The 24,638-nt window shown below is 53.6% G+C and carries 27 protein-coding genes and 1 other RNA gene; 2 read left to right on the top strand and 26 right to left on the bottom strand.

Annotation, left to right across the window (positions count from 1 at the left end):
• Positions 1-12 precede the first annotated feature (12 nt).
• Both BUB44_RS02830 and BUB44_RS16035 read right to left on the bottom strand, forming a co-directional pair.
• Positions 13-783, bottom strand: a complete 771-nt coding sequence (locus BUB44_RS02830; protein WP_073163040.1) for a DEAD/DEAH box helicase — start codon at positions 781-783, stop codon at positions 13-15.
• 89 nt (positions 784-872) lie between these two features.
• The gene (locus BUB44_RS16035; RefSeq protein ID WP_165610993.1) at positions 873-1,094 is read right to left on the bottom strand and encodes a hypothetical protein; all 222 of its coding nucleotides are present in this window, start codon (positions 1,092-1,094) and stop codon (positions 873-875) included.
• A gap of 83 nt (positions 1,095-1,177) precedes the next feature.
• Between BUB44_RS16035 and BUB44_RS02840 the strand changes: the two genes are divergently transcribed.
• On the top strand, positions 1,178-2,275 hold the full coding sequence (locus BUB44_RS02840; RefSeq protein WP_073163044.1) for a mannosyltransferase family protein: 1,098 nt from the start codon (positions 1,178-1,180) through the stop codon (positions 2,273-2,275).
• 18 nt (positions 2,276-2,293) lie between these two features.
• A complete protein-coding gene (locus BUB44_RS02845; RefSeq protein WP_073163046.1) occupies positions 2,294-3,397 on the top strand; it encodes a glycosyltransferase in 1,104 nt (367 codons plus the stop codon).
• Positions 3,398-3,480: 83 nt separating this feature from the next.
• Here the strand turns inward: BUB44_RS02845 and rnpB are convergent.
• The 24 genes from rnpB to BUB44_RS02965 form a co-directional block, all read right to left on the bottom strand.
• Positions 3,481-3,845, bottom strand: an RNA gene (gene rnpB, locus BUB44_RS02850) — RNase P RNA component class A.
• 81 nt (positions 3,846-3,926) lie between these two features.
• The gene (locus BUB44_RS02855) at positions 3,927-4,091 is read right to left on the bottom strand and encodes a histidine kinase (protein WP_073163047.1); all 165 of its coding nucleotides are present in this window, start codon (positions 4,089-4,091) and stop codon (positions 3,927-3,929) included.
• 257 nt (positions 4,092-4,348) lie between these two features.
• Positions 4,349-4,549: a Sec-independent protein translocase subunit TatA/TatB gene (locus tag BUB44_RS02860; protein ID WP_073163049.1), complete on the bottom strand. Its 201-nt coding sequence runs from the start codon at positions 4,547-4,549 to the stop codon at positions 4,349-4,351.
• Positions 4,550-4,576: 27 nt separating this feature from the next.
• Positions 4,577-5,338: a twin-arginine translocase subunit TatC gene (gene tatC / locus BUB44_RS02865; protein WP_073163051.1), complete on the bottom strand. Its 762-nt coding sequence runs from the start codon at positions 5,336-5,338 to the stop codon at positions 4,577-4,579.
• Between the two features lie 28 nt (positions 5,339-5,366).
• Positions 5,367-6,101, bottom strand: a complete 735-nt coding sequence (locus BUB44_RS02870; RefSeq protein ID WP_073163053.1) for a formate dehydrogenase subunit gamma — start codon at positions 6,099-6,101, stop codon at positions 5,367-5,369.
• A complete protein-coding gene (locus BUB44_RS02875) occupies positions 6,091-7,101 on the bottom strand; it encodes a 4Fe-4S dicluster domain-containing protein (RefSeq protein ID WP_073163055.1) in 1,011 nt (336 codons plus the stop codon). The genes BUB44_RS02870 and BUB44_RS02875 overlap by 11 nt, the downstream gene beginning before the upstream one ends.
• Before the next feature lie 227 nt (positions 7,102-7,328).
• On the bottom strand, positions 7,329-7,823 hold the full coding sequence (locus tag BUB44_RS02880; protein WP_073163057.1) for a sporulation membrane protein YtrI: 495 nt from the start codon (positions 7,821-7,823) through the stop codon (positions 7,329-7,331).
• The gene (locus BUB44_RS02885) at positions 7,820-8,146 is read right to left on the bottom strand and encodes a YtrH family sporulation protein (protein ID WP_013823627.1); all 327 of its coding nucleotides are present in this window, start codon (positions 8,144-8,146) and stop codon (positions 7,820-7,822) included. The genes BUB44_RS02880 and BUB44_RS02885 overlap by 4 nt, the downstream gene beginning before the upstream one ends.
• A gap of 170 nt (positions 8,147-8,316) precedes the next feature.
• On the bottom strand, positions 8,317-9,045 hold the full coding sequence (locus tag BUB44_RS02890) for an amino acid ABC transporter ATP-binding protein (protein ID WP_073163059.1): 729 nt from the start codon (positions 9,043-9,045) through the stop codon (positions 8,317-8,319).
• A 13-nt stretch (positions 9,046-9,058) separates the two neighbouring features.
• Positions 9,059-9,709, bottom strand: coding sequence for an amino acid ABC transporter permease (locus tag BUB44_RS02895; RefSeq protein ID WP_073163061.1), 651 nt, complete (start codon positions 9,707-9,709; stop codon positions 9,059-9,061).
• 57 nt (positions 9,710-9,766) lie between these two features.
• Positions 9,767-10,531 (bottom strand): ABC transporter substrate-binding protein, encoded by a 765-nt coding sequence (locus BUB44_RS02900; protein ID WP_073163063.1) that lies wholly within the window; start codon positions 10,529-10,531, stop codon positions 9,767-9,769.
• Positions 10,532-10,559: 28 nt separating this feature from the next.
• Entirely contained in the window at positions 10,560-11,348 is a 789-nt protein-coding gene (gene ablB, locus BUB44_RS02905) for a putative beta-lysine N-acetyltransferase (RefSeq protein ID WP_242655813.1), read from the bottom strand.
• Positions 11,349-11,403: 55 nt separating this feature from the next.
• Positions 11,404-12,627, bottom strand: coding sequence for a lysine 2,3-aminomutase (gene kamA / locus BUB44_RS02910; RefSeq protein ID WP_073163069.1), 1,224 nt, complete (start codon positions 12,625-12,627; stop codon positions 11,404-11,406).
• Between the two features lie 273 nt (positions 12,628-12,900).
• Positions 12,901-14,019 carry a Nif3-like dinuclear metal center hexameric protein gene (locus BUB44_RS02915; protein WP_073163071.1) on the bottom strand — a complete coding sequence of 373 codons (1,119 nt, stop codon included), beginning with the start codon at positions 14,017-14,019 and terminating at the stop codon, positions 12,901-12,903.
• Complete coding sequence (locus BUB44_RS02920) at positions 14,010-14,702, bottom strand: tRNA (adenine(22)-N(1))-methyltransferase (protein ID WP_114362061.1); 693 nt, start codon at positions 14,700-14,702, stop codon at positions 14,010-14,012. Before BUB44_RS02920 ends, BUB44_RS02915 begins: the two co-directional genes overlap by 10 nt.
• Positions 14,703-14,962: 260 nt before the next feature.
• Positions 14,963-16,882, bottom strand: a complete 1,920-nt coding sequence (locus tag BUB44_RS02925) for a TRAP transporter permease (protein WP_073163074.1) — start codon at positions 16,880-16,882, stop codon at positions 14,963-14,965.
• 26 nt (positions 16,883-16,908) lie between these two features.
• Positions 16,909-17,403: a DUF1850 domain-containing protein gene (locus BUB44_RS02930; RefSeq protein ID WP_073163077.1), complete on the bottom strand. Its 495-nt coding sequence runs from the start codon at positions 17,401-17,403 to the stop codon at positions 16,909-16,911.
• A 1-nt stretch (position 17,404) separates the two neighbouring features.
• The gene (locus BUB44_RS02935; RefSeq protein ID WP_165610994.1) at positions 17,405-18,409 is read right to left on the bottom strand and encodes a TAXI family TRAP transporter solute-binding subunit; all 1,005 of its coding nucleotides are present in this window, start codon (positions 18,407-18,409) and stop codon (positions 17,405-17,407) included.
• A gap of 340 nt (positions 18,410-18,749) precedes the next feature.
• Complete coding sequence (locus BUB44_RS02940; protein ID WP_041282950.1) at positions 18,750-18,965, bottom strand: biotin/lipoyl-containing protein; 216 nt, start codon at positions 18,963-18,965, stop codon at positions 18,750-18,752.
• Between the two features lie 76 nt (positions 18,966-19,041).
• Positions 19,042-20,037 (bottom strand): electron transfer flavoprotein subunit alpha/FixB family protein, encoded by a 996-nt coding sequence (locus BUB44_RS02945; protein ID WP_073163081.1) that lies wholly within the window; start codon positions 20,035-20,037, stop codon positions 19,042-19,044.
• Positions 20,038-20,052: 15 nt separating this feature from the next.
• Positions 20,053-20,823 (bottom strand): electron transfer flavoprotein subunit beta/FixA family protein, encoded by a 771-nt coding sequence (locus BUB44_RS02950; protein ID WP_073163083.1) that lies wholly within the window; start codon positions 20,821-20,823, stop codon positions 20,053-20,055.
• A gap of 140 nt (positions 20,824-20,963) precedes the next feature.
• Positions 20,964-22,505: an acyl-CoA carboxylase subunit beta gene (locus tag BUB44_RS02955; protein ID WP_073163085.1), complete on the bottom strand. Its 1,542-nt coding sequence runs from the start codon at positions 22,503-22,505 to the stop codon at positions 20,964-20,966.
• A gap of 24 nt (positions 22,506-22,529) precedes the next feature.
• Positions 22,530-23,693, bottom strand: a complete 1,164-nt coding sequence (acd, locus tag BUB44_RS02960; protein ID WP_073163087.1) for a glutaryl-CoA dehydrogenase Acd — start codon at positions 23,691-23,693, stop codon at positions 22,530-22,532.
• 59 nt (positions 23,694-23,752) lie between these two features.
• Positions 23,753-24,502, bottom strand: coding sequence for an IclR family transcriptional regulator (locus BUB44_RS02965; protein WP_073163089.1), 750 nt, complete (start codon positions 24,500-24,502; stop codon positions 23,753-23,755).
• Positions 24,503-24,638 lie beyond the last annotated feature (136 nt).

Below are 24,638 nucleotides of genomic sequence, written 5' to 3' on the forward strand. Positions count from 1 at the left end.
TGTCTTTTCCTTTTAGTGATCCTGCTCCCATCCAGCAGCTGTCATCCTATCCCAGCGATGCCGGCGCCAGCGACGAATTTCCTGTCTTTCAGCAATTTCCTCCCGCGCCTCTTCCTCGTTCAGCACATCTCCTCCCGGCGCAATCCAGGAAATTTCCAGGGGGACAGCCCGGCACCTCTCTTCTATCACCTTAACTTCTTCCCCCCGCACCTCAGCTACCCAGGAAGAAATCTCATGAATATTGGGTACAGTAGCGGAAAGACCCAGAATTTTTATATGGGGCGGGGCAAAAATAATGCTTTCCTCCCAGGCCGTACCCCGCTCGGGGTCATCCAGGTAATGCATTTCGTCAAATATAACGTGCGTGGTCTGCTCCAGTTCTTCAGGATTGGCAAAGCACCAGTTACGGAAGATTTCCGTGGTCATCACCAGCAGCGGCGCCCGCTCGTTAATGGAGAGATCTCCCGTAATTAAACCTACTTTGTCTGAACCGAAAAGCTGCCTGAAATCCCGGAATTTCTGGTTGGAGAGAGCTTTAATGGGCGACGTATACACCGCCCCTTTACCCCTGGCCAGTACGTGTTCCAGCAGTTTCTCGGCGATTAGCGTTTTGCCCGTTCCCGTAGGAGCAGCTACCAGAACGGTATAACCCTCCAGCAAAGCAGCTATGGCCTCTTCCTGAAAACGATCAAGTTTAAAAGGGCCTGCAGGTAAAATAAACTTCGAAGGGCGAAATCGAGGCCGGCGTTTTCTCCGAATACCGCTCCCTTTCCTCTGTTCCAAGGCCCAAAACCTTCCTTTCTCCGGTACTTTGCTCCCTAAGCCCATTATACAATATTTACCGGGCTGAGTTAACCGAATAAATTTACTTGTTATAGATTTTTCGCTATAATAGAAAAAATACCCTTGAGGAGTGATTCCCCGTGAACCAGAAACCCCCGGTAGATTACCGGGTCAATTACCTTCCGGATGGACGACTGCTCAGTGTAGAAATTACCTGCTGCGGCCAGTATACAGGTGAAATCCGCTTTGCGGACGGGCAATCCCTTACCTGCTCCCGGTGCGGGACGCGGCATGTTTTGCATATCCAGCATAACCACTTCCATCTCCGTCAATTCAGAAATAAATAAAACCGAAACTTGCCGGGAGGGATTTAAGGTTCCCAGAGAAAACAGCCATGAGCAAACAATGGTTTTCCCGGTTACATCTGGAACCGATTACAATTTACCTGACCCACCAGCTGTTAATAATACTGGCCGGATACGCCGCAGAAATTTTTTTCCCCGGCCATTACCACCCAAAAGAGTTTTTTGCCATTGCGGGTCAGGGCCTTAACCGCTGGGATGCCGGCTGGTACTTGAGGATAGCCCGGGAAGGTTATAACGAAAAATCAGCCGCTTTTTTCCCCTTCTACCCCCTGCTCATATACCTGCTCACCCGTCTGGGGATGAACCCGGCAGCAGCCGGTATCCTCATCTCCAACCTTTCTTTAATGGGCATACTTTTTATTTTCCACCGGCTGGCCAGGATGGACCACGACCCGTCCACTTCCCGGAGGGCTACATGGTACCTGGCCCTTTTCCCCACTGCCTTTTATTTATCCGCCATTTATACTGAATCCCTTTTCCTCCTCCTGGCACTCCTTACCTTTTATTTCCTGCGCCAGAAACGATGGCTTCAGGCCGGACTTTGCGGTATGCTGGCTGCATCCACGCGAAACATAGGTGTTTTTTTGCTTTTTCCCGCCCTGTGGGAATACTTTGAGGCCGCGAAAGGGAAAATAAGCAAGGACATTCTTTTCCTGGCCTTAATTCCCGCAGGCCTGGCGTTCTATATGATTTTCCTGCAAATAGAAATGGGTAACCCCCTGGCTTTTATTGATGCCCAGCAATTCTGGCATCGCAACTTTGCCTGGCCCTGGACAAGTTTTGAACGGACAGTGATATTGTTATGGGAAAATAAGCACTTCAGCCGCCAGTTACTGGACCTTTCCTTTACCCTGGCGGGGCTGGTCATGTTCTTCCTGTCCCTGGGCAAGGAACGCACTTCCTATACATTGTTTAGCCTGGCCGGTCTCTGGTTACCCCTTTTCTCTCCGGCATCCCACGCCCCTTTAATGAGCATGCCCCGCTTCGTAATGGTGTTGTTTCCGTTCTACCTGACGCTGGCCCGGCTGGTTAAAGGAGAAGCTGGACATAATTTTATTCTTGCCCTGAATTCATCTCTGTTTTTTCTCCTTTACCTGCTGTTTACCCGCGGGCACTGGATTGCTTGAGTAGGGAGGTATTTAACCTTGCTTACGATAATCATTCCAACACGTAACGAAGAGCAAAATATCATACCTCTAACCGAACTTATTTGTAGCTCCCTGCAGGGACAAGCCTTTGAAATCCTGTTCGTCGATGACAGCAACGATGGAACCCCCAGGGTTCTGGAAGAACTGAGCCATAAAAATCCACAAATCAGATTCATCCACCGGCATAACCAGCGGGGCCTGGCCACCGCCGTGGTAGAGGGGTTCAAAGCAGCCAGGGGGAATATACTGGCTGTTATGGACGCAGATCTTCAGCACCCACCGGAAATACTCCCCCACATGCTGAAGAGCATCAGGGAGGGGAATGATCTGGTCATAGCCTCCCGCTTTGTGCCTGGCGGAGATGACGGCGGTCTATCCCCTTTAAGAAAACTGATATCCCTGACGGCCCGTTTAATTGGACGGTTGGCCCTCAAAAAAGTGCGACCGGTAAAGGATCCCGTGAGCGGATTTTTTATGTTGAAAAGAAAAGTTATTGATGGTGTTACCCTCTCCCCTCTGGGGTGGAAAATACTTATGGAAATACTGGTACGGGGGCGTTATCACCGGACGGCCGAAATACCCTATATCTTCGAACGTCGCCGGGGTAACCACTCCAAAATGAATATAACTGAACAGGTTAATTACCTGCGCCACCTGGTGCGCCTGGTATTAAGCAGCCCGGAAGACTTGCGTTTCTGGAAATTTTGCCTGGTGGGAACTGCTGGAGTAATGGTCAATATGTTTTTCTTCCTTCTCTTCAATCGTTTGTTTTCCCTGGACGTGGTACTTTCCGCTCTCCTGGCCACCAGTCTGGCTATTTTTGGGAATTTTATGCTTAACGATTTCTTTACCTGGACACAGCAAAAAGAGGATCACCTGCTAAACCGTGCCATAAAATTTTATCTTTGCTCCGGCGCGGGCATGGTTATTAATGTGGCTGTTTTAAGCGCTTTACACTGTTACCTGCGCATACCGGCCATCCTGGCGAACGGGGCAGGAATTCTTGCTTCCACAGCATGGAATTATTATGCCAATAATCGCTGGACCTGGGCAAATACAACTTCCCGGCAACTGGCCAGCGAAAAATCCGACTCCCATTAAAAATTTTCTTAAATATAACAGCCTATTTAAAAACATTAAAAACACGAAACCGGACTGTCATTTTCAACAGTCCGGTCTTTTATGCTGTGAGCAAACCTGTAAGCCGAGTTCTGTCTTGGGTGATCATCTATCTGGGACGCCAGTTGCCTGACGCCTCTAGCGACCTTTACCCGGGGACGGAGCGGGCCACCCCATTGTCCCCCTATTCGGTCTTGCTCCAGGTGGGGTTTACCTAGCCGGCCCGTCGCCGTGGCCGCTGGTGCGCTCTTACCGCACCGTTCCACCCTTGCCCGGCACACAGCCCAGCGGCTAAAGTGCCGGGCGGTCTGCATTTCTGTGGCACTTTCCTTGGGGTCGCCCCCACTGGGTGTTACCCAGCACCCTGCCCTGTGGAGCTCGGACTTTCCTCAGGCACCTGCAAGGTGCCCGCGATCACCCGGTTTACTCACAGCAACTCTCATGCTTAAAGGATTATAACACATTCGAATTGCCTTTTCAAATGTTTTATTTATGCAAATTTCATGCCTTGTTACTTACTTTCCTGCAGCAGTCGTAAGCGCTCCAGTTTCTCCTCCAGTTCTTCAAGCCGCTCTACCATTTCTGCTTTCACAGAATGAGCCGGCCAGCGTCTCTTTAATTCATCAATTTCTTCTTTCAAAAGAATTATTTGTTTTTCTAAGTCTTCGCCACCCATTAAATCACCCCCGGTAAAATATCCCGCAACGGAACGCCCGGAGCAATTTTGTTATTATAAAACCGTCCGGCCAGGACACCGGAACAGTTTCACCGCCTCAACTTGAAGAAAGTATTTCGGGATGTGCCCTGGTTTTAGTCGTCGCTCCCGGGTCGTATTGCTGGCCGGGGCCTGGTCCGGCGGCGCTCACTCCAGGTCGTTCCTCCCATAAAACCAGGGCATATAAGAAGTTTTTACGACAGCCTGAGGGGGCGGCTTCACCGAACCGCATTTTCCTTAACGGCTTCACCGGGTACTGCTCCCTCTTTATCCTCCTCTCTGACCGGGTTAGCCGCCCGACGAAATTCCCTCAAGCCCTTTCCCAAAGCCTGCCCCACTTCCGGCAGTTTGGACGGTCCAAAAATCACCAGGGCAATAATTAAAATTAAAATCAACTCCCACGGTCCCATACCAAACATATAAACCCCTCCTTTACTGATTGTAAATCAGGTGCTAACCTCCAACATACATGCTTTATTACCCACTTTAGAGCGGTAGAACCGGTAGACCAGGTAGGACACCACGACACCTGCCTCGTACAGCAGCACCATGGGCAAGGCCATCATCAACTGGGAGATAACATCGGAACCCGGTGTTAAGACAGCCGCGAGAATGAAATTTACCAACAGAGCGTACTTGCGTTTTTTCACCAGCCAGCGGGGCGTGACCAGCCCCATCCGGGTCAAAACAAAGGCCGCCAGGGGCAACTGGAAAACCAGACCAAAGGGAATGAAGAAAGCCAGCACAAAAGAAAGATAATCGCGCACGGTGATCATGGGCTGCAGCCCTTCCGTTACCAGTACCAGCAAAAACCGTACGGTGAGGGGAAAGACCGTAAAGTAGGCGAAAGCAACCCCGGTTGCAAAAAGGGTCACCGAGAGGGGAAAGAGCACGAGTAAAAGGCGCCTTTCCCCCCGGGTGAGGGCGGGCAGGATAAAACCCAGCACCTGCCACACCATAACCGGAAACGCAAGGATGAATCCCGCCAGGAGGCTGACCTTAATTTTGGTTATGAACGCCTCACCCACCCGGGTGGCAATTACAGGCACATCCAGCTCTTTCAAGGGCCTGGTCAAGAAGGCCAGCAGCTGATCGCCAAAGGCAAAGAAGGTAATGATCGCACAGGCTATTAAAGCTATGGTTGAGACAATAACTACTCTGCGCAGTTCCCCAAGATGCCCCGCCAGGGGCATGGTCTTCCCATCCATCCCCTTCACCTCCCCTTGCTGACCAGCATTAAACCGTCATGTCCTGTGGCAAATTAGCCGACCGTTCCCGGGAACCTGGAGATGGGGCCCGCTTTTTAACCAGGCGATCATACCACAGGGGATGCCGGTGTTTTACGTATTCCAGGTCCACCTTGCCGGTAAACATTCCCCGCAAAAGGGGCCTGTTGGCCTTGAAAAGGAAGGCCGCCAGGTGGGCCAGAATGCCGAAAATCAACATAAAGGTGGCAAAAGTGTGTATATCGGTGACCCAGATCATGGTGTTGCCCGGGAAATTAATGCCCGGCAGATTTTTCAATACCTTGACGATCCCGGTGACAATGATAACCAGAAGCCAGAAGCCAATATAGGCATAGGCCAGTCTTTGCTCGGCCAGAAACTTGTCGCTGGGTGGTTCCTTACCACCGGTAAACATGGCCCTGATGATCATGTATGATTCTTTAAGGTCGCCCCTCCTGGGCAGGATACCATATTCCCTGCGCAGGACATGAAACACAATATGATATGCCACCGCGAACATCAACACAGCTGCAGCTACATAATGCAAGTAGAGGGTTGCCGCAAAATCTGCCGACCAGCCCAGGCCGGGAATTTTATAAATCATGTAACGCCTGTAGACGGGCATCTGACCAATTCCGCTAAAGATAAGCAGAATGGTTGAAATGGCTACAGCCCAGTGAACAAAGAGCACCGAGGCACTATGCCGGCGAATTTTTTTATCTTTTTCCCGGATCCTATCCACCATGGTCTTCTCCCCCTTTTATGGTCCTGTAAGCAGCATAACCGGCCGCAAAGGCTCCCGCCAGCGGAGCTGCCAGCAGGGCGCCGGCAATACCGTTAACCGAATCAAGGAAGTTTCCCACACCCTCCGGCATAGCGGGAAATCCCGGGGCTTCCGGGTTCGGTTGCCTGTTTTTTTGCATCATCAACTGCTCATGAATTTTGGCAAAGGAAACTGGCGAAACGTAAAAGGTGGACGTCCCGCCGTTTTCCTTATCCCCGTAAATATAACCGCCAATTTCCCGGGCCCGTTTCCAGGCCTGCTCCCGCATTTCTTCCTTATCGCCAAAGGCAATGGCACCCCTGGGGCAGGCCTCCACGCAAGCCGGGATTTTCCCTTCTTTAACCCGGTGGTAGCACAGGTCGCACTTGTACATTACCCCGCCTCCCACGTACCTGGGGGCTAACTTCATGTACAGTCCCACCCCTGCCTGCCGGGCGGGTATTCCCCAGGGACAAACATCCCGGCACTTGGCACCCCCAAGGCAAAGGTTGGGGTTGATGATTACCGGACCCTCGGAGGTCTTGCCCTGGGCACCGAAAGGACAGAGATTGGCGCAGGGCGGGTTATCACAGTGCATACACCGCCGGGGGATGAATACATCCACCGCGCGACCATCCTGTTTCACCTGCACATGCTGCACAAAGGTCCAGTTATAGGGCGTCAGGCGTGCAGTCAGATCCTTTTTGTCCCGCCAGTCTTCTTTCTTCTTGTGGGGCCAGTAGTATTCAATGTGTTCGGCTGGTTTTGGAAACTTGAAACTGTTTTCCTCCCGGCAGGCGCTAACACACCGGGGTACCTTCAATCCCTTGCAGCCGTCACATTTCGTTAAATCATAGAAGGTCCCCCGGGGGGTAATGGCGGCACCCCCTGCTGTCTTTTCCAGCCCGAACAGCACCAACCCGGAAGCTACGCCTGCCGCCAGAGTGCGCTTGATAAAATCCCGCCGCGATAACAAGGGCATCTGTTACCCCCCTTTAAATTTGTAAAATAACCGGGTTTCCAGCCCGGAGTTTAAAAAGTAAAAACAGGAACAGTGAATCCGGCCGGACTCAGCTACCTATACCTGTAGGGGTATATGGTGATTATAGATTAGCATACAGCTTCCACCCTGTCAATACTCTTATATAAAAAGACTCAGCAATAATAAATTAAAGAAAATAAATACCCCGCGGGGTAAGGCCAGGCCTTCTACTGCGGGGACATGCCGGGAACAGGGGTATTCTTCTGGGGCAACGCTTCCAGGTAAATAATGGTCCGCTCGGCCACCACTACCAGTTTTACTTCCAGCACATACTTTCTCCCGTCCACATCCACCTGGCGCCGGTCCACCACCCGCGGGATCAGCAGGTGGTCCAGGCGGCTCACCTCCTGCCCCAGTAAAGGATGCAGCCACTCCCGCACGTGATTTTCTATAACCAGACGGGCCCGGGTCTGATCCAACCCGGGTATTTCCTTTTCCTGGACCAGCGTGACGTTAACCTCCAGGGCAGTAATGGTTTGAGGCCGGCGGCTGGCCAAATTTTCCTTCACCTGCTGCAATTCCTTTTCCGTGGCCGCCAGCTTTTCTTTCAACTCGTTGTTGGCCAGGGTAAGGCGGTCCACCTGCTGTCCCAGCAGGGCATTGACCAGGGCCCCGCCTGAAAGCATACCTATCAGCATGGCCGCCACTAAGCGAGTTTTCATTTATTACCTCCGCACAGGGCCAGGATCAGATAGTGAGCAGTCTGGGTTCCCGCCAGAGCACTGACAATATAAAAAAGCTGCTTGATCACCGCGCGGACTTCTCCCTGGAAAAGCCCGCTCTCTAAAATTTCAAAAGTGGAAAAGGTGCCCCCGATGGCGGCGGCAATGGCCCAGATTTTAATGTCCCGGGCCAGTTTAAGCATGGTGATCACCGGCGGTTCCCGAACCAGAACGGCAGCCAGGGACCCTACCAGCGATGCCCCCAGCAGGATGCCCAGGGCCGTAAAATAAATTAACACCATTTTATTGAGAAATGTCTCCACGACGGATCACTCCCGGGACAAGTTTGTAATAAAAGTATTTTTTTGGCAGGAAAAATATGACTGGTCGGAGATTTTTTAAATAGTTAATTAAACAAAGAAAAACCCCCTTTCGCAAATTGGCCTGCAAAGGGAGTTTTTCTATGAATGTGGTGGGGAATTTAAGTGAAATTTCAGAGGACCCTGCTCAAGAAATCCCTGGTGCGGCTCTTTTGTGGCCGGCTGAAAACCCGGGCCGGCTCCCCTTCTTCCACAATGCGTCCCTCATCCATAAAGATCACCCGGTCTGCCACCTCCCGGGCAAAACCCATTTCGTGGGTGACCACGATCATGGTCATGCCTTCCCTGGCCAGTTGCTTCATTACCGCCAGCACTTCCCCCACCAGCTCCGGGTCCAGGGCTGAAGTGGGCTCATCAAAAAGCATCAACCGGGGGTGCATGGCCAGGGCACGGGCAATGGCCACCCTCTGCTGCTGCCCGCCGGAAAGCTGACAGGGATAGGCGTCCACCTTATCGGCCAGCCCCACCTTGTGTAAGAGGGCCAGCGCTTCTTCTATGGCTTTTCCCCTGGGCACCTTTTTCACCATAACCGGTGCTTCGATAATATTTTCCAGCACGCTCATATGGGGAAAAAGGTTGAAATGCTGGAAGACCATACCTACCTCCCGGCGCAAAAGATTGAGATCATCCCGCCGGGGGTCGATCACTTTCCCGTCAAATATAACCTGGCCCTGTTCGGGCTGTTCCAGGAAATTCAAGCAGCGCAGCAGCGTGCTTTTGCCGGAACCGCTGGCCCCGATCAGCACCGCCACCTCCCCCTCCCGCACCTCCAGGTTGACGTCCTTGAGGGCGTGCAGGCGACCAAACCACTTATTGAGATTGCGCACCTTGACCAGGCTCATTTCCCCTTCCCCCTTAACTTTCTATTTTCAAACGGCGTTCCAGGCGGTTGACCAGGAAGGTAAAGAGAACAACCAGGACCAGGTAATACAGGCCGGCGATGGTATAAAATTGCAGCTCCGCAAAGTGGGTGGAAGCCAATTGCATGGAAACACCAAACAACTCTTTCATAGTTACGAAGGCGGCCAGCGATGAATCTTTTAAACCGATAATAAACTGATTGCCTAAAGGAGGTACGACCCGCTTAAAGGCCTGGGGTAATATAACGCGGCGCATGGCCAGGCCGTAGCTCATGCCCAGGGAACGGGCGGCCTCCATTTGTCCCCGGTCAATGGATTGAATACCGCCGCGAAAAATCTCCGCAATGTAAGCGCCGTTATGCACGGCCAGGGCGATGGCCGCCGACCAGAAGCTGCCAAAGTCCACAATGGTAGCCAGGCCAAAATAAATGGCAAAGAGCTGTACAATGAGGGGGGTGCCGCGAATGACGGTAATATACGTGTCGGCGATACAACGCCAGAATCTGCGCCCGGATATTTTCATGAGGGCAAACACCAGTCCAATAACCATGCCCATGGCCAGGGCGGTAGCGGTGAGTTCCACCGTAACCGCCGCAGCCCGGATAAAAAAGGGTATGGAGGTTACCAGGTAATATAAGAAGTCCATTTTGCGTCCTCCCGCAAGTGATGTCTATCCGGGCAGCGCACCGGAGCAAAAACAACACTACTTACTTATATCGGTGCCGAAGTATTTTTTGCTGATGGCCAGATAGGTCCCGTCGGCCTTGATTTCTTCCAGGGCTTGATTTACCTTTTCCCTTAGCGGGTCGCCCTTGCGAAAGGCTATGCCCACGTTTTCAACAAAAAGCAGGTCCCCCACCGGCCTGATGTCCAGCTTTTGCTCGCGGGCGGCAATCGTACCCACAAACCGGTCGGTAATTACCGCCTCCACCCTCCCCCGGGCCAGATCCTGCAGGGCGGTCACATCACTGGTGTAATTCTTGATGTTTTTGGTATATTTCCGGGCTTCCTGGTCGTAAACACTGGAGATCAGCACGCCCACGGGCGTGTTGTCTTTTATGTCCTGGATATCCTTGATGTTAGAATCGTTACGTACAAAAAGTTGGGGGCCGGAAACGTAATAGGGATCGGAAAAGTCCACCTGCTTTTGCCTTTCCGGCGTGATGGTCATACTGCCCAGAATGGCATCGTACTTTTTCGCCTTTAAGCCGCTGATCAATCCTTCCCAGGGTGTGGCAATGGGCACGGGCTTCATGCCCATCTTTTCAGCCAGGGCCCGGCCAATTTCCACGTCAAACCCGGTGAGCTGGTTGTTTTCGTCGAAGTAGTTAAAAGGACGGTACTGCCCGGACATGGCGTAGGTAAAGGCAGGCTCCTGTTCCGTACCACCACCGGAATTGCAGCCGGCCAGGATGACCAGCGCAAAGACAAAACCCAGCAATAAAGAAAGCCACTTATTTTTTCCCACTTTAAGTCCCCCTTATTTCATCCAATTCTTATTTCACCGGTCTAACCCAGATATTCATATTTTCAAACCCGCCATCAATATGGCAGTTGTTGATGAGCGTGCCCCGGAAGACATAACCCAGGCGGTGAAAGACCAGGTTCATTCCGTAAGACGAAGCCCGGGCCAGGCTGTAAAGACAGTGAATATTGCGTTTAAGGCATTCTTTTTCGATGTGCAAAAGCAAAAGGCTGTTCAAACCCATACCCCGGTAGGCGGGATCGGTGGCACAGTTGGTCAGTTCGGCCCTGCGCTGCTCCCATTGAATTTCGGCTGCCGCCACGCTCGCCAACCGGTCACCGTGATAAACAACCATGAAAAGATCTCCCTTTTTCATGGAGCAGGCCAGGTAAAAGGGATCATATACCGGCGTGGGGTAGCTGCGGAAAACCTTTTTGAACAACCTGGCCATGGGGAATATGTCATCCCCTCCCGCCTGGCGCAGGGTGAATCCGGGCGGCAAACTACCCCGCCAGTCCTTTTTGCAGGCCAGTATCTCCCGGAGCACTTTTTGTTCCTGGTTTAAAACCCTGGAATCTCTCCGCTCTGCCCGGGGGAAGGCTGCCAGGAAATAGGCATTCTCCCCTTGAAAATAACCATCGATCATGCCTTCCATATGAAACCCGCCGCCCTGGATTTTGAGCAAATCCCCGGATTTGACTGGAAAGATAATTTTACCCATACCCCGCCTTAAAGCCAGCTTCTTGAGAAAGCTGCGCAATGCCGCCGGATTCCCCGCCTGATAATCAATTACCCAGATCCGTTCGCTGGTTTGGTCCAAACGGGCCGACACCCAAAAATCCTGTCTATAATGCCTGACTACCCGGTCACCCAAGTCAAGTACCCCCTTTGACCTGGGCCACCCTGCTCTCCTTGGTTGCCTGGAAGGTAACCGCCTTTCCCTGTAATAATCCGGCTACTCCCGCGCCCTTGCCGGCGTATCTCTTTTCCTCCCAGCCAGGTTCCGTGTAGACGTGGATGTTTCCTTCAAAGTTGCGCAGGACTATCTTCCCCTGCCCCTGGGATAAGACGTAGTTCGGCCCCAGGGGTATTTTGCCACCTCCTCCCGGAGCGTCAATGACAAAGGTGGGGACGGCCAGCCCGCTGGTATGACCGCGCAGACTTTCAATAATTTCTATCCCGGTGTTTACCGGCGTGCGGAAATGGCCTATTCCTTCGGAGAGATCGCACTGGTACAGGTAATAGGGGCGCACCCTGATTTGCAGCAACTTATGCACCAATTGGAGCATGACGTCCGGCCGGTCGTTTACCCCCCTTAAAAGTACCGACTGGTTGCCCAGGGGGATACCGGCACCGGCCAGGCGGGCACAGGCCCTGGCTGCCTGGGGGGTAACTTCGCGGGGGTGATTGAAATGGGTATTAATCCACAGGGGGTGATATTTTTCCAGCATGGCACAGAGTTCCGGAGTTATGCGCTGGGGCAGAACCACGGGAGCGCGGGTACCAATGCGGATGATTTCCACGTGATGAATGGCCCGCAAATTGCGCAGAACGTATTCCAGCTGCTCATCCGTTAAGGTGAGAGGGTCCCCACCGGAAATCACCACGTCTCGAACGCGCGGATTGTTCTGGATATAGGCAATAGCCCTGTCGAGGTGGGATTTGGGCAAGGGCCGGTCCCGCTGGCCGGTCAACCGCCGGCGGGTACAGTGCCGGCAGTACATAAAACAACGATCGGTGACCAAAAGGAGCACCCGGTCGGGGTAACGGTGCGTCAGCCCGGGCACCGGTGAATCGACTTCCTCATGAAGGGGGTCACGCATATCCCCGGGCACCGTTTGCAGTTCTTCGGGTTGCGGTACGGCCTGGAGCCGTATGGGGCATTTATGATCGACCGGATCCATTAAGCCGGCATAGTAGGGCGTTAAGGCCATGCGAAATTTTTTCAGGCAGGCTGCAATGTCCCTCATTTCACCGGCAGTAAGTTTAATAAACCGGGTCAGCTCATCCACGGTGGTAATGCGATGCTTCAGGTGCCAGCGCCAGTCGTTCCATTCCTCCTCGGTTACCTGCCACCTTTCCCACAAATGGTTATTCATTTGATCACTCCCCAAAATTATTTCTAAAAGATACCTGACAACTTTGCATTTATTTATGGGTTGTCATTACCGTTATTATAGCATACATAAATCCAGCTAAACAGTTAAAAAATCGACCTGTTTTTCCCGTTGGGCTTAATATAGCTTGATTAACAGGCCATAATCTACAAGATGCTTTTAAAAACAAAAAAATCCGGTAATTTATGGTTACCGGATTCCAGCTATATTGTCGTTGGGGATAACAGGCAACTGCCCCACCGGCTAGCCTGGAGTTTAAGAGTAGATATAAGAGTCTTCCTCCGTACTGCTAAGCAAACATTCTACCTCCAGCCCTCTGTTCCGGCATGCCTGGAGTATATATTCCTGGAGAACTGGCAGGATTACCCTTTCGGTACCAAAGTGACCGGCATCCACAAAAGCCAGCCCCGCCGCAAGCATATCCCGGGCGGTATGGTAGCCTACATCTCCAGTCACAAAAACGTCTGCCTTAAGTGACCGGGCTCTGCTCCAGAGATCACCGCCGGAGCCACCGCAAAGGGCCACCCGTTTAACCGGGCGCTCCTGTTCTCCCCCCCAGCGCACTGCAGACAAATCCAGAACTCCTTTCACATAAGCAACAAAATCCTTCAGGGGTAGCGACTCTTCCAGCGTCCCTATCCTGCCCAAACCGCTGGAAGGGGAAACCTGATTGGCCAGGGGATAGAGATCGTAGGCCACCTCCTCGTAGGGATGGGCCTCCAGCATGGCCCGCACCACCCGCTCCACCAGCCTCTGGGGGACGATGGTTTCCAGCCGGACCTCCCTTACCTGCTCAAGGCGGCCCTGCTGGCCGATATAGGGATTGGTCCCTTCCAGGGGCCTGAAGGTACCTGTCCCCTCCACCCCGAAGGTACAATCACTGTAATTCCCAATCCATCCAGCCCCGGCAGCCCCGATGGCTGAGCGCACCGACTCAACGTGATCCAGGGGTACAAAGACCACCAGTTTCAAGTATTGTTCCTTTCCGGGACTCAGCACCTGGACATCCCGCAACCGCAAGCGCCGGGCGAGAACGTCATTTACCCCGCCGCGACAGCGGTCCAGGTTGGTGTGGGCGGCATACACGGAAATACCGGCGCGGATGAGACCGGCCACCAGCGCCCCGCCGGGCCGGTCCGTCCGGATTTGTTTTAACTCTTTAAAAAACAGGGGGTGATGAGCCACAATCAGCTGAACATCCCTTTCCAGGGCTTCCCGGCATACCGCCTCATTTACGTCCAGGCAGAGCAGTATGCGCCGGACTGGAGCCCCCGGATCCCCCAACTGCCAGCCGGAGTTGTCCCATGGTTCCGCCAACTCCAGGGGAGCCATTTCTTCAATAATATTGGCAACGCTTGCACCACTTACTGGCACTTTTTCAACACCTCCTGCAAACGGGCCAGTCTGGTTGTAATTTCCCGGAACTTATTTTCAGTTCTGGGACTGTTACTCCGGGCCAGGGACTCTAGAATATGCTGGTATTCAGATATTAATTTATGTATGTACACAGGGAGGAGGGGATGTTTTTCTTCCACCAGGCGGGGCCCGATCTCCAGTATGAAGGAATCGTTTACTTTTTCCGGACCCGGCTCGGCCACCATAACCACATAAAGACGGCCGTCATCTTCCACCAGTGTTTCATCCACCAGCCGCCAGCCATTCTCTACCAGCCACAACCGTAAATTCCCCTCATCCGCCATGGGCTGCAGGATCAACCGCCTGGAGGCAGCCAGCACCTCCGGAGAGGCCGCCAGGATCTCCCGGATGGTGTTTCCCCCCAGACCGGCCAGCACAATTACCTGCGCTTCTCCGGGAGAAAGGGGTTGCAGGCCGTCGCCCCGGCGCACGTCGATTTTGCTGTCCAGGCCATGCTGGTGAACCGCCGTACGGGCACTGCGGTAAGGCCCGGCATTAAGTTCGGTAGCCACTGCCCGGGGACAGATACCCTTCACCACCAGGTAGATAGGCAACAGGGCGTGATCGGTCCCGATATCCGCCACCACCGTACCGGGGGGGACATAGCCGGCAATGGTTGCAAGGCGCCTGGTTAAACGCAATAAATAGGTCCCTCCACTTTCTTCGTTGATTATTTTAACAAGCGTCACGTCAAATAAAACGCCGAAGTTTAAACCGGGGGGGCCGACCAGGAGTACCGGAGCACGAGGGACAACCCCTGGCATTATGCTACGGTATATTGTAACATTTACCAGCACCCAACCGCAAGAAAAGGGCGGCAAAAAAACTAAGGCCCCCACTGGCGGGGGACCTAATCTTTAACCTCCGGTTTATTTGCAACCTGCCGGTATTGTGCGCACAATCACGGTATAAAGCTCTGGGCCGAAACTTTCCCGACCAGCTTTTTCCCCTTGATAATGTTGGCACCCAGGGCCAAAGCAATCAAGATTAAGCCGATGATATCTGTGTATATACCCGGATGAAGGGTCATCAGGGAACCGGCCAGCAGCAAGGCTCTCTCCGGTACGCTGGCCGCCCGCACCACAAAGCCAATGGTACTCCCGGCCAGGGCCATTACCCCGATAACCGCAGTCAGCACGGCCCAGGCAATATGCCAGAAGTCGCCTTCTGCGATCAGGGTCGGCTCGTAGGCAAACATGAAGGGCACGATAAAGGCGGCCAGGCCAATTTTACAGGCCGTGAAACCTATTCTCATGGGATCGTCCTTGGCAATACCCGCCGCGGCATAGGCCGCCAGGGCCACCGGCGGGGTAATAGCGGAAATAATGGCAAAGTAGAATACAAACAGGTGGGCAGCCAGGGGCAGCACGCCCAGCTTGATCAGCGCCGGCGCGGCCATGGTACCGGTCACGATATATGCGGCGGTGGTAGGCAGGCCCATACCCATGATCAGGGCCACCACGGCTGTCATCAAAAGCGCAAGCCACAGGGTGCCGGCGGAAAGGGCGACAATGAACGAGGAGATCTTCAACCCGGCACCCGTGATATTGATGCTACCGATCACCAGGCCCGCCGCGGCACAGGCCAGGGCCACGGTACACGTATTTTGCGCAGCCGCCACGGCTCCTTCTTTAAAGCGCGACCAGTTTATCCGGGTCTCCTTATTAAAGAAGGAGACAATGAACATGGCGATAATGGCGTAAAATCCGGAGCGGATGGGTGTGTACTGGAGCACGGCCAGGAAGTAGACCAGGACGACCAGGGGGATCAGGAAATGGCCGCCCTCCCTCAACACCTTCCAGACGTTGGGCAACTGCTCCCTGGGTAACCCGGTTAAGCCCAGCCGGCAGGCTTCAAAGTGAACGCCGAAGAGAACGCACAGGTAATACAAAAGCGCTGGGATGATCGCCGCCACCACCACGTCAATGTAGGGAATGCCCAGGAATTCCGCGATGATGAAGGCCGCCGCACCCATAACGGGCGGCATGAGCTGCCCGCCGGAGGAGGCACAGGCTTCCACCGCCCCGGCAAAGTGCGGCTGGTAGCCGTTGCGCTTCATGAGGGGTATGGTAAAGGTACCGGTACCCACCACGTTGGCCACGGCGCTGCCCGAAATGGAGCCCATGAACCCGCTGGCCAGCACAGCCGTTTTGGCCGGTCCTCCGGCAAAGCGGCCCATCAGGGCCATGGCCAGTTTGAGCAGGAAATCGCCCATGCCCAGTTTTTCCAGCATGGAGGTCAGGAAAATAAACAGGAAAATATAACTGGCCGAAACCCCCAGGGGCACGCCAAATATCCCCTCGGTGGTCAAATACATCTGGGATACAACACGGCTTACGGAGTAGCCCTTATGGCCCAGCAATCCCGGGATATAGGGCCCGATAAAGTTATAAAGCAAAAACGTGCCGGCAATGATCACCAGCACCCACCCGGTAGCCCGGCGGGTGGCTTCCAGAATCAATCCGATCATAATGATACCAAAAACAATGTCGGCGGTGTTGGGCGCACCCAACCGCTGCACAATGTCCTGGTAATTTACCACGATATAAGATCCCGACGCCAGGGCTAAAGCAATAAGAACCCAGTCCAGAATGGTGGCCCGGTTCCGTTCACCGCCCCTGCGTGCCGGTAGTGCCAGGAATACTATAATAAGGACCAACACCAGGTGGATGTCCCTTTGTATCCAGGCCGTAAGCATGGATACACCTGCAGTATAAAGGTGAAAGAAGGTCAGGATCAGGGATACGGCTGTGATGGCAAGGGGAGTTAGAAAATCCCTTTTCCTTCTTGCCCCGCTGGGGCTCAATGCGGGATCACTCATAGTGCGCTCCTCCTTTCCAAATAAAACTATTTTACTTCGATACGCACCAGCGCCTGCCCATCAAAGTGGTCGCCCAGGTGAATTTCCCGCCCGCGGTAAAGCAAGGTATGGTCGGCAATGGTACCTACTCTCAACGGCAGGGAACCCACTCGCCGGTACATGCCCTCGATGATGTTCCACTTGCCTTCGCCGCGCAAAAGTCCCTCGCCAGTGTACCCCAACCCCGCTCCGAAAGAAAGGAACCTGGTGCCGGTGAGAACCAGTTCGCCATTGATTAATTGAAACTCTTCGTACACGGGCAGGCGGTCGACGGAGTGTATGTAACGAATCTCAAACTTCTCCCCCTGGTTGATGTAGCCCACCCGTAACTCACGGCCTGAATTAACCTCACGCACCAGCAGCACATGTGGTCGCGAGGCCATATGATAACCTAGCAGAACCAACACCGGCACCAGCAACACAAAAATCAGGAAGAGGCCTGGCACGGGCACCCAAACCTTACATTTACCGGCTTTGATCAAACTACTTCATCTCCGGGGGAATGAGATGCTGGGGAACTTCCAACCCAATTTCCTTAAAGTATTTCACCGCACCGGGGTGCAGGGGTGCCACAGCGTTTTGGATGGAATTTTCGGGGGTGGTGTACTTGGCGCCGGAGTACACCTGGACGATTTCTTCTTTGTTTTCAAAAATAGCTTTGACAATCTTGTAGGCCAGGTCTTCGGACATATTCTTGTGTACCATCACGCTGTTCCATACCGACGGGGCCGTTATTTCCTCGTCGACGCCTTTGTAGGTCCCGGCCTCCAGCTTCATCTCACCGTAATAGGGGTACTTCTCGTGTACCTTGGCCATCTCTTCCTTGCTGAAGCTCAAAAGCTTGATCTGGTGCGTGGTGGCGAGATCCATGATGGAGGACGTCGGAGGGCCGACTGACCATATGCCCACGTCAATTACCTTATCCCGCAAGGCTTCAGTATTTTCGGTAAAGGACAAACGGAATACCTGGAACTGGTCGTAACTCAGGCCGAGGGCGTTTAACACCTGGTTGGCCATGGTCTCGGTGCCGCTACCCGGCGCTCCTACGGAAACTTTTTTGCCCTTCAAGTCGGCCATGGAATTAACTTTGCTGTCTTTCAACGTCACCACGTGGAAAAAGTGGGGGTACATGGCAAACAGGGTACGCAACTCGATGGGCTTGTTAAAAGCCTGCTCTCCCTTGATGGCGTGGTAAACAACGTCGTTCATCATCAGTGCAATTTGTGCCTCGTTGCTGTCCAGCAGGCGGGCGTTTTCCACGGAGGCACCGGTAACTTCAGCCGTAGCCTCAACGCCCTGAACGTGCTTGTTAATTATTCCCGCCATGGCGCCGCCATAAGGATAGTAGGTTCCCCCGGTACTGCCGGTGGCAATGGACAACCGCTGCACTTTACCGCCGCCCTGACCGCCGCACCCGGCCACGGCTAGAACAAGCAAAATGGACAGCGTGACGGCTAACAAAACCCTAAACCTGTTCCTGAAAGGCACCACCATAATACCTCCTTGAAATAATTGTTTGGTGATTAAGGCCGCCGGAGAACTGCAAAATGGTATCCCTGGAACTCCCCTCCCTTCTGCCTTGATTTTTAAATTTTAAACATACTGAACCAATGCAATATTTTTTAATTTTTGAAAATTAAAGTATTTAAAAGCTTTTTCTTAATGTGCAGTCATCGGGACTGCCACTGGGTAAACAGGCCTGGAACAGGACGGGAGAGGGGCCTTCTCAACCTTAATTAGAAGGCCTCTCTCCTTGATTGATGACCGCTTCTTTTTTAAACTGCGACATCAACAGGTCTGTTACAATTGTATAAGCCCTGGCTTTACCTTATTCTAGAGTTAAAATTACCGTATCGGGATTAACCACATCGCCCGGGTTGGCCTTAATCTCTTTGACTACACCGCTGGCCGGGGCGTAAATTTTAACGTACATTTTCATGGCCTCGATGGTAGCCACGGGATCGTTTTCCTTGACCTGATCGCCTACTTTGACATCAACCGAGATAAGTTTGCCCACCATGGGAGAGTTGACGGGAACACTCATGGAACTAAACCTCCTGTGTAATGGGATTCTATCGCGTTATCTACATCTCGTTATCTACATCTACAGGATTAGCTCTTTAACACTCTTTTTCCTTCCCGAGGAGCTTTCTGAACTCCCGGGTAAGCAGGGGCACCACTTCAAAGAGGTCGCCCACGATCCCGTAATCGGCCACCTTGAAGATATTGGCTTCCGGGTCCTTGTTTATGGCCACAATCACCTTGGATGAGCCCATCCCCGCCAGGTGCTGGATGGCCCCCGAGATGCCGCAGGCAATGTACAGCTGCGGGGATACGGTTTTACCCGTCTGACCCACCTGCATGCTGTGCGGCGCATATCCCGCATCCACCGCCGCCCGGGAGGCTCCCACCGCCGCCCCCAGCACGTCCGCCAGCTCTTCCAGTATCCTGAAGTTCTCCGCCGATTTCATCCCCCGGCCCCCGGAGACAATAATGTCCGCTTCGGTGAGTTCGGGACGGGTAGATACCTGGCGAACCACTTCTTTTATGACCTGGCGGATATCCCCCGGTTCCACGTCAACCTGCACCACTTCCGCCGCGCGTCCCCCCTGGGGTTGGGGCACCGGCAGTACGTTGGGCCTGATGGTGGCCATCACCGGCCGGGCTTCCGGAGAGATCGCCTGGACAAAGGCCTTGCCCGCGTAAATGGGCCGCGTCAGGGTTATCTGGCCGTCCTGCAGTTCCACCTTCGTGCAGTCGGTGCACAGCCCCGCCTGCAGCCGCTGGGCCACCTGCGCCGCCAGGTCACGCCCCTGTACGGTGCAGCCCAGGAAAATGGCCGTGGGCTGGTGTTCTAAGGCCAGCCTGGCCAGGGCCCTGGTGTACCCGTCTGTGGTGTATTCGGCCAGGGCGTCATTTTCCAGCACGTATACCTTGTCGGCACCGTATTCCCCCAGGGCGGACGCGAGTTCGCCCACTTCTTTGCCAATGATCACAGCCGCAACTTCTTCAGCCAGCTGGTCAGCCAGCTGGCGGGCGACACCCAGCATTTCATAGGTGACTTTTTTAATCTTACCGTCTTTGTGTTCGGCGTAAACCCAGATTCCTTTCCCCATTTCCTTCCACCTTCCTTAGATGACCTTTGCTTCTTCCCGCAGAAGCCGCACCAGGGCGGCGGCAGCTTCCGCCGGTTCTCCGGGTACGATCTTTCCTTGTGCCCTGGGGGAGGGCAGGAAGTATTTGAGGGCGCGCACTTTGGGCACTACTTCTTCCGCGGTAAGTCCCAGGTCGCTCAGAGCGAGTTTTTCCATGGGCTTCTTTTTGGCCTGCATAATGCCCTTCATGGTGGGATAGCGGGGTTCGTTCAACCCTTTCTGGGCGGTGATCACCGCGGGCAGGGGCACTTCCACCACTTCGCTGCCCCCTTCAATTTCCCGGGTGGCCAGGGCCCTGCCGCCGTCTATTTCCAGCTTGATGACCATGTTGACCACCGGCAGTCCCAGGATTTCCGCCACCCGCCCGGCCACCTGGGCGGAGCCGTCGTCAATGGCCCGCCAGCCGCCCAAAATGAGGTCGTATTCCATGCGGGATACGGCTCTGGCCAGGATGGTGGCCGTGGTGTATTCGTCCATTTCTTCCAGTTCGGGGGTGATGAGCACGGCCCGGTCGGCGCCCATGGCCAGGGCCTGGCGCAGGACGTCCTGGGCCTTTGGCCCGCCCATGCTGACCACGGTTACTTCTCCTTTGGTTTTTTCCTTGATGCGCAGGGCTTCTTCCACGGCAAATTCATCGTAGGGGTTTATGATCAGGCTGACGCCTTCCGGGTTGATTTTGCCCTGATCGTCGAGGGTGATTTTGGCTTCCGTGTCAAAGGTTTGTTTGGTGAATACTACTACCTTCATCTTCCCCCTCCTTAAACGTAAGAGCGGCGCAATTATATTGCAGGCGCAAATCTTCGGTGAACCAGGTTGGATGCGGTGCGCATTTTACGCGAAGCACTGGATTGGGCGAGGACGGCACCGCATCCTTGTCATAACTTTACCTACAGGTTAATGTTGGAGTACTTACGCCACGGCCTGGTTACCTGTTTGTTCTCCAGGATATCCAGCGCCCTGGCGATATACTTCCTGGTATCGCTGGGCATGATGATATCGTCTATATAGCCGCGCTCCGCACCGCGGTAAGGGTTTTCATACATTTCCCGGTATTGCTGGATTCTCTCGGCGGCTACTCTGGCCGGGTCTTCGGCATTTTTAATTTCCTTGGCAAAAATTACGCTGGCCGCCGTTTCCGCACCCACAATGGAGACCTGGGCTATGGGCCAGGCGTAGACCAGATCGGCCCCGGTGTCCTTGCAGCACATCCCCAGGTAGGCACCGGCAAAGGATTTGCGCAGGATTACCGTGACCTTGGGCACCGTGGCGTCGATGTAGGCGTAAAGCATTTTGGCCCCGTGCCTTAAGATACCCCTGTGTTCTTCGTAGGAGCCAATCATGTAACCCGGGGTGTCGTGGAAATTAACCAGGGGAATGTTGAAGAGGTCGCAGAAGCGCACAAACCTGGCCACCTTGTCGGCAGCATCGCAGTTGATCACGCCGCCCATATACAGGGGCTGGCTGGCCACAAGCCCCACCGTCCGGCCGGCAATCCTGCCGAACCCCACAATCACGTTGGGAGCAAAATCTTTCAGGATTTCAAAGAAAACACCGTTGTCCACTATTTTGTAGATCACCTGGTGCATGTCGTAAGGTATGTGGCCTTCCTCGGGTACCAGGCCATCCAGTTCGGGAATTTTCCTTTCTGCTTCGTCGCCGGTATCCACCCGGGGCGGCTTCTCCCGGTTATTTTGCGGCAGGTAGCTCAGGAGCTCTTTGGTTTTGTCCAGGCAATCCCTGTCATCTTCCGCCACCACATGGGTCTGCCCGGTCTTGGTGGCGTGAACATGCACCCCGCATAAATTTTCCAGGCTGATTTCTTCACCCAGCTGGGTCTTTACAAAGGCCGGCCCGGCTATGCCCATGAAACCGGTCTTCTTGCACTGGAAGACGAAGTCCTGCATCACCGGGTGATAGGCCTGCCCTCCCAGGCAGGGCCCCATCAACAGGGCTATCTGGGGAATAATACCGGAGGCAAGGATTTGGGAGCGAAAAAGCCAGGCATAGGCCTCCAGGGTGTCCATGCCTTCCTGAAGGCGGGCACCGCCGGAGTCGTTCATGCCCACAAAGGGTATGCCCATTTCCTTGGCCATGTCTATGGCCTGGGCGAATTTCTTCCCGTGGTATTCACCAAAAGTACCGGCCATGGAGGTGTAGTCTTCAGCCGCCACCATCACGTTCCGGCCATTTACCTTGCCGTAACCCACCACCACGCCTTCAGCCGGAACCTCCCTTTTATCCATCCCAAAGGCCGTGGTGCGGTGTTTGACGAACATGCCGATTTCCGTGAAGGTGCCGGGGTCAAAGAAATATTCTATCCTTTCCCGGGCCGTCCATTTGCCAGCTTTGCGCTGTTGTTCTACCGCTTTGGAACCACCCATTTGCAGTATTTTTTCTTTTTTCTCCTTGAGTTCCTGGTAACGATCCATTTGTGCTTCCTCCTCCAGATGTGATCAGGACGATCGGTTGGCTTTGCGATAACCCAGCGCATCCTGGGAGATAATGAGCTTGTGGATGTTGCTGGTACCTTCCACTATCTGATAATATTTGGCGTCACGGAAGAACCGGGCCACGGGATATTCTTCGGAGTAGCCGTAGGCACTGTATATTCTCAGGGCATAGTCAGCGCATTTATTGGCAGCTTCACTGGCAAAAAGCTTGGCCATGGAGGTTTCCAGGGTATTGGGCACCCCTTTGTCCTTCAGGAAGGCCGCCCGGTAGGTTAATAGACGGGCCGCTTCAATGTCCACGCACATCTGGGCAATCATGTCCTGGATCATCTGGAACCTGCCGATGGGCTGGCCAAATTGCTCCCTGGTATTGGCATATTCAATGGCGGCGTCGAGGCAGGCCTGGGCCACTCCCACCGCGCCCGCGGCCGAGGCCAGGCGGGTGTTGTCCAGTTGCTGCATGCAGATGGCAAATCCCTGGCCTTCCCGTCCCAGGAGGTTTTCTTTGGGCACCTTGCAGTTTTCAAAAGTAATGGTACCCACGGGCGAAGACCAGTTGCCCAGTTTTTCAGTTATGGCTTCGACGGTAATGCCTTCGCTCTTCATATCCACGATAAAGGCGGACATGCCCTTGGCCCGCTGGGAGGGATCCGTATAGGCGTATACCAGGGCTATGTCGGCTACGGGTGCCAGGGAGATCCACATCTTGCTGCCGTTCAAAATGTAATAATCTCCTTCCAAAACAGCGCGGGCTTTCATGGAGGCCACATCTGAGCCGGCATTGGGCTCGGTCATGGCAAAACAACCCAGCAGCTTACCGCTGGTGAGTCCCGGCAGGTACTTTTGCTTCAGTTCCTCGCTGCCGTGACGCCAGATGGTAATGGCCGGGCCAAGGGTGTTGGCCGCAAATATGATGCGCAGGGAGCTGTGCACCCGGGCTATTTCTTCAGCCAGAATGGCCAGTGCCAGGTAGCCCAGCCCGTTCCCGCCGTATTCTTCGGGAATGACGCAGCCCAGAAAACCCAGTTCCCCCATCTTTTCCACCAGATCCCGGCGAAAGCGGTGTGCCTTGTCGTCGGCGTCCACCGTGGGTAATACTTCGCTTACCGCAAAATCGCGTGCCAGCCTTTTAATGTCCTGCAATTCTTCCGGTAAATCGAAATTCATACGATCTCCTCCCGGCAGATTTATTCTTTTTTCCCCGGTACCCCGGGTAATATGGTTCTTTATGTTTGGGAATAACCCAGTTTGCGGGATAACGTCTCCGCAGCCCGCTTCACTTCCCGGATTAATACCGGTAATCGTTCTTCGGGAAAGCGACTTTCTATACCAATGATCCCTATGGAAGCCCTGACGGAACCTGAAAAATCGTAAACCGGCGCGGCAATACCTATACCGTGGTCGAGATAATCGCCGTAGGTAATGGCGTATCCCTGTTCCCGGATTTTTTTAATCTCCTCCAGCAGAATTTCTGGATTCTGGAGTTCCTGGCTTGCCGACATTTCCTTGATATACTGGTGAATAAAATCGTCTTCCATAAAGGAGAGCAGGGCTTTCCTTGCTGCACCCCTGTGCAAAGGCACTTCTTTACCCACCAGTTCCATTACTTTTACCGGATAGGGTCCTTCAACCCTTTCCAGGAAAACACCCATTTTACCCTGAGCTACGGTAAGGTAGGAATCTTCACCGGTAGAAAGGGTAAGCTCCTTTAAAACGGGCAGGGCTGCCTTCCTCAAATCCAGCGTGCCTCTAACCTGCAGGCCCATTTTTAACAGCTGGGGACCCAAGCGGTAATTTTTAGTTTCAGGATCCTGTTCGACTATCCCAAATTCTTTAAATGTTTGCAAAAAACGATGAATGGTACTGGGTGGAAAACCCGTGAGGTGAAAAAGCTCCCTTATGGACAAGCCGTTTTCGGATCCTTTTTCCGAAATAGCCTGAAGGACAATCAGGCCCTTGCGCAGAGTGTTGCTCATCAGAATCAGACCATTCCATATATCGAAATTGATTCCGATAAATAGCTAAACGTATTTTTTTTATTTAGACATTCCTTTCTGTTTCCCTGCAACCCGGCAAAAATATAAAAATTAAAGTTAATTTTCCGACCTCTAA

This window comes from Desulfofundulus australicus DSM 11792 (assembly GCF_900129285.1).
Taxonomy (GTDB): Bacteria; Bacillota; Desulfotomaculia; order Desulfotomaculales; family Desulfovirgulaceae; genus Desulfofundulus; species Desulfofundulus australicus.

What these genes read in the sequence shown, in the direction of transcription:
- BUB44_RS16035 (WP_165610993.1), bottom strand. Translation starts at nt 1,094, where the DNA reads ATGCTGGATATGCAAAACATGCCGCGTCCCGCACCGGGAGCAGGTAAG.
- BUB44_RS02840 (WP_073163044.1), top strand. Translation starts at nt 1,178, where the DNA reads ATGAGCAAACAATGGTTTTCCCGGTTACATCTGGAACCGATTACAATT.
- BUB44_RS02855 (WP_073163047.1), bottom strand. Translation starts at nt 4,091, where the DNA reads ATGGGTGGCGAAGACTTAGAAAAACAAATAATTCTTTTGAAAGAAGAA.
- BUB44_RS02860 (WP_073163049.1), bottom strand. Translation starts at nt 4,549, where the DNA reads ATGTTTGGTATGGGACCGTGGGAGTTGATTTTAATTTTAATTATTGCC.
- tatC (WP_073163051.1), bottom strand. Translation starts at nt 5,338, where the DNA reads ATGGATGGGAAGACCATGCCCCTGGCGGGGCATCTTGGGGAACTGCGC.
- BUB44_RS02870 (WP_073163053.1), bottom strand. Translation starts at nt 6,101, where the DNA reads ATGGTGGATAGGATCCGGGAAAAAGATAAAAAAATTCGCCGGCATAGT.
- BUB44_RS02875 (WP_073163055.1), bottom strand. Translation starts at nt 7,101, where the DNA reads ATGCCCTTGTTATCGCGGCGGGATTTTATCAAGCGCACTCTGGCGGCA.
- BUB44_RS02880 (WP_073163057.1), bottom strand. Translation starts at nt 7,823, where the DNA reads ATGAAAACTCGCTTAGTGGCGGCCATGCTGATAGGTATGCTTTCAGGC.
- BUB44_RS02890 (WP_073163059.1), bottom strand. Translation starts at nt 9,045, where the DNA reads ATGAGCCTGGTCAAGGTGCGCAATCTCAATAAGTGGTTTGGTCGCCTG.
- BUB44_RS02895 (WP_073163061.1), bottom strand. Translation starts at nt 9,709, where the DNA reads ATGGACTTCTTATATTACCTGGTAACCTCCATACCCTTTTTTATCCGG.
- kamA (WP_073163069.1), bottom strand. Translation starts at nt 12,627, where the DNA reads ATGAATAACCATTTGTGGGAAAGGTGGCAGGTAACCGAGGAGGAATGG.
- BUB44_RS02925 (WP_073163074.1), bottom strand. Translation starts at nt 16,882, where the DNA reads ATGAGTGATCCCGCATTGAGCCCCAGCGGGGCAAGAAGGAAAAGGGAT.
- BUB44_RS02940 (WP_041282950.1), bottom strand. Translation starts at nt 18,965, where the DNA reads ATGAGTGTTCCCGTCAACTCTCCCATGGTGGGCAAACTTATCTCGGTT.
- BUB44_RS02945 (WP_073163081.1), bottom strand. Translation starts at nt 20,037, where the DNA reads ATGGGGAAAGGAATCTGGGTTTACGCCGAACACAAAGACGGTAAGATT.
- BUB44_RS02950 (WP_073163083.1), bottom strand. Translation starts at nt 20,823, where the DNA reads ATGAAGGTAGTAGTATTCACCAAACAAACCTTTGACACGGAAGCCAAA.
- BUB44_RS02955 (WP_073163085.1), bottom strand. Translation starts at nt 22,505, where the DNA reads ATGGATCGTTACCAGGAACTCAAGGAGAAAAAAGAAAAAATACTGCAA.
- acd (WP_073163087.1), bottom strand. Translation starts at nt 23,693, where the DNA reads ATGAATTTCGATTTACCGGAAGAATTGCAGGACATTAAAAGGCTGGCA.
- BUB44_RS02965 (WP_073163089.1), bottom strand. Translation starts at nt 24,502, where the DNA reads ATGAGCAACACTCTGCGCAAGGGCCTGATTGTCCTTCAGGCTATTTCG.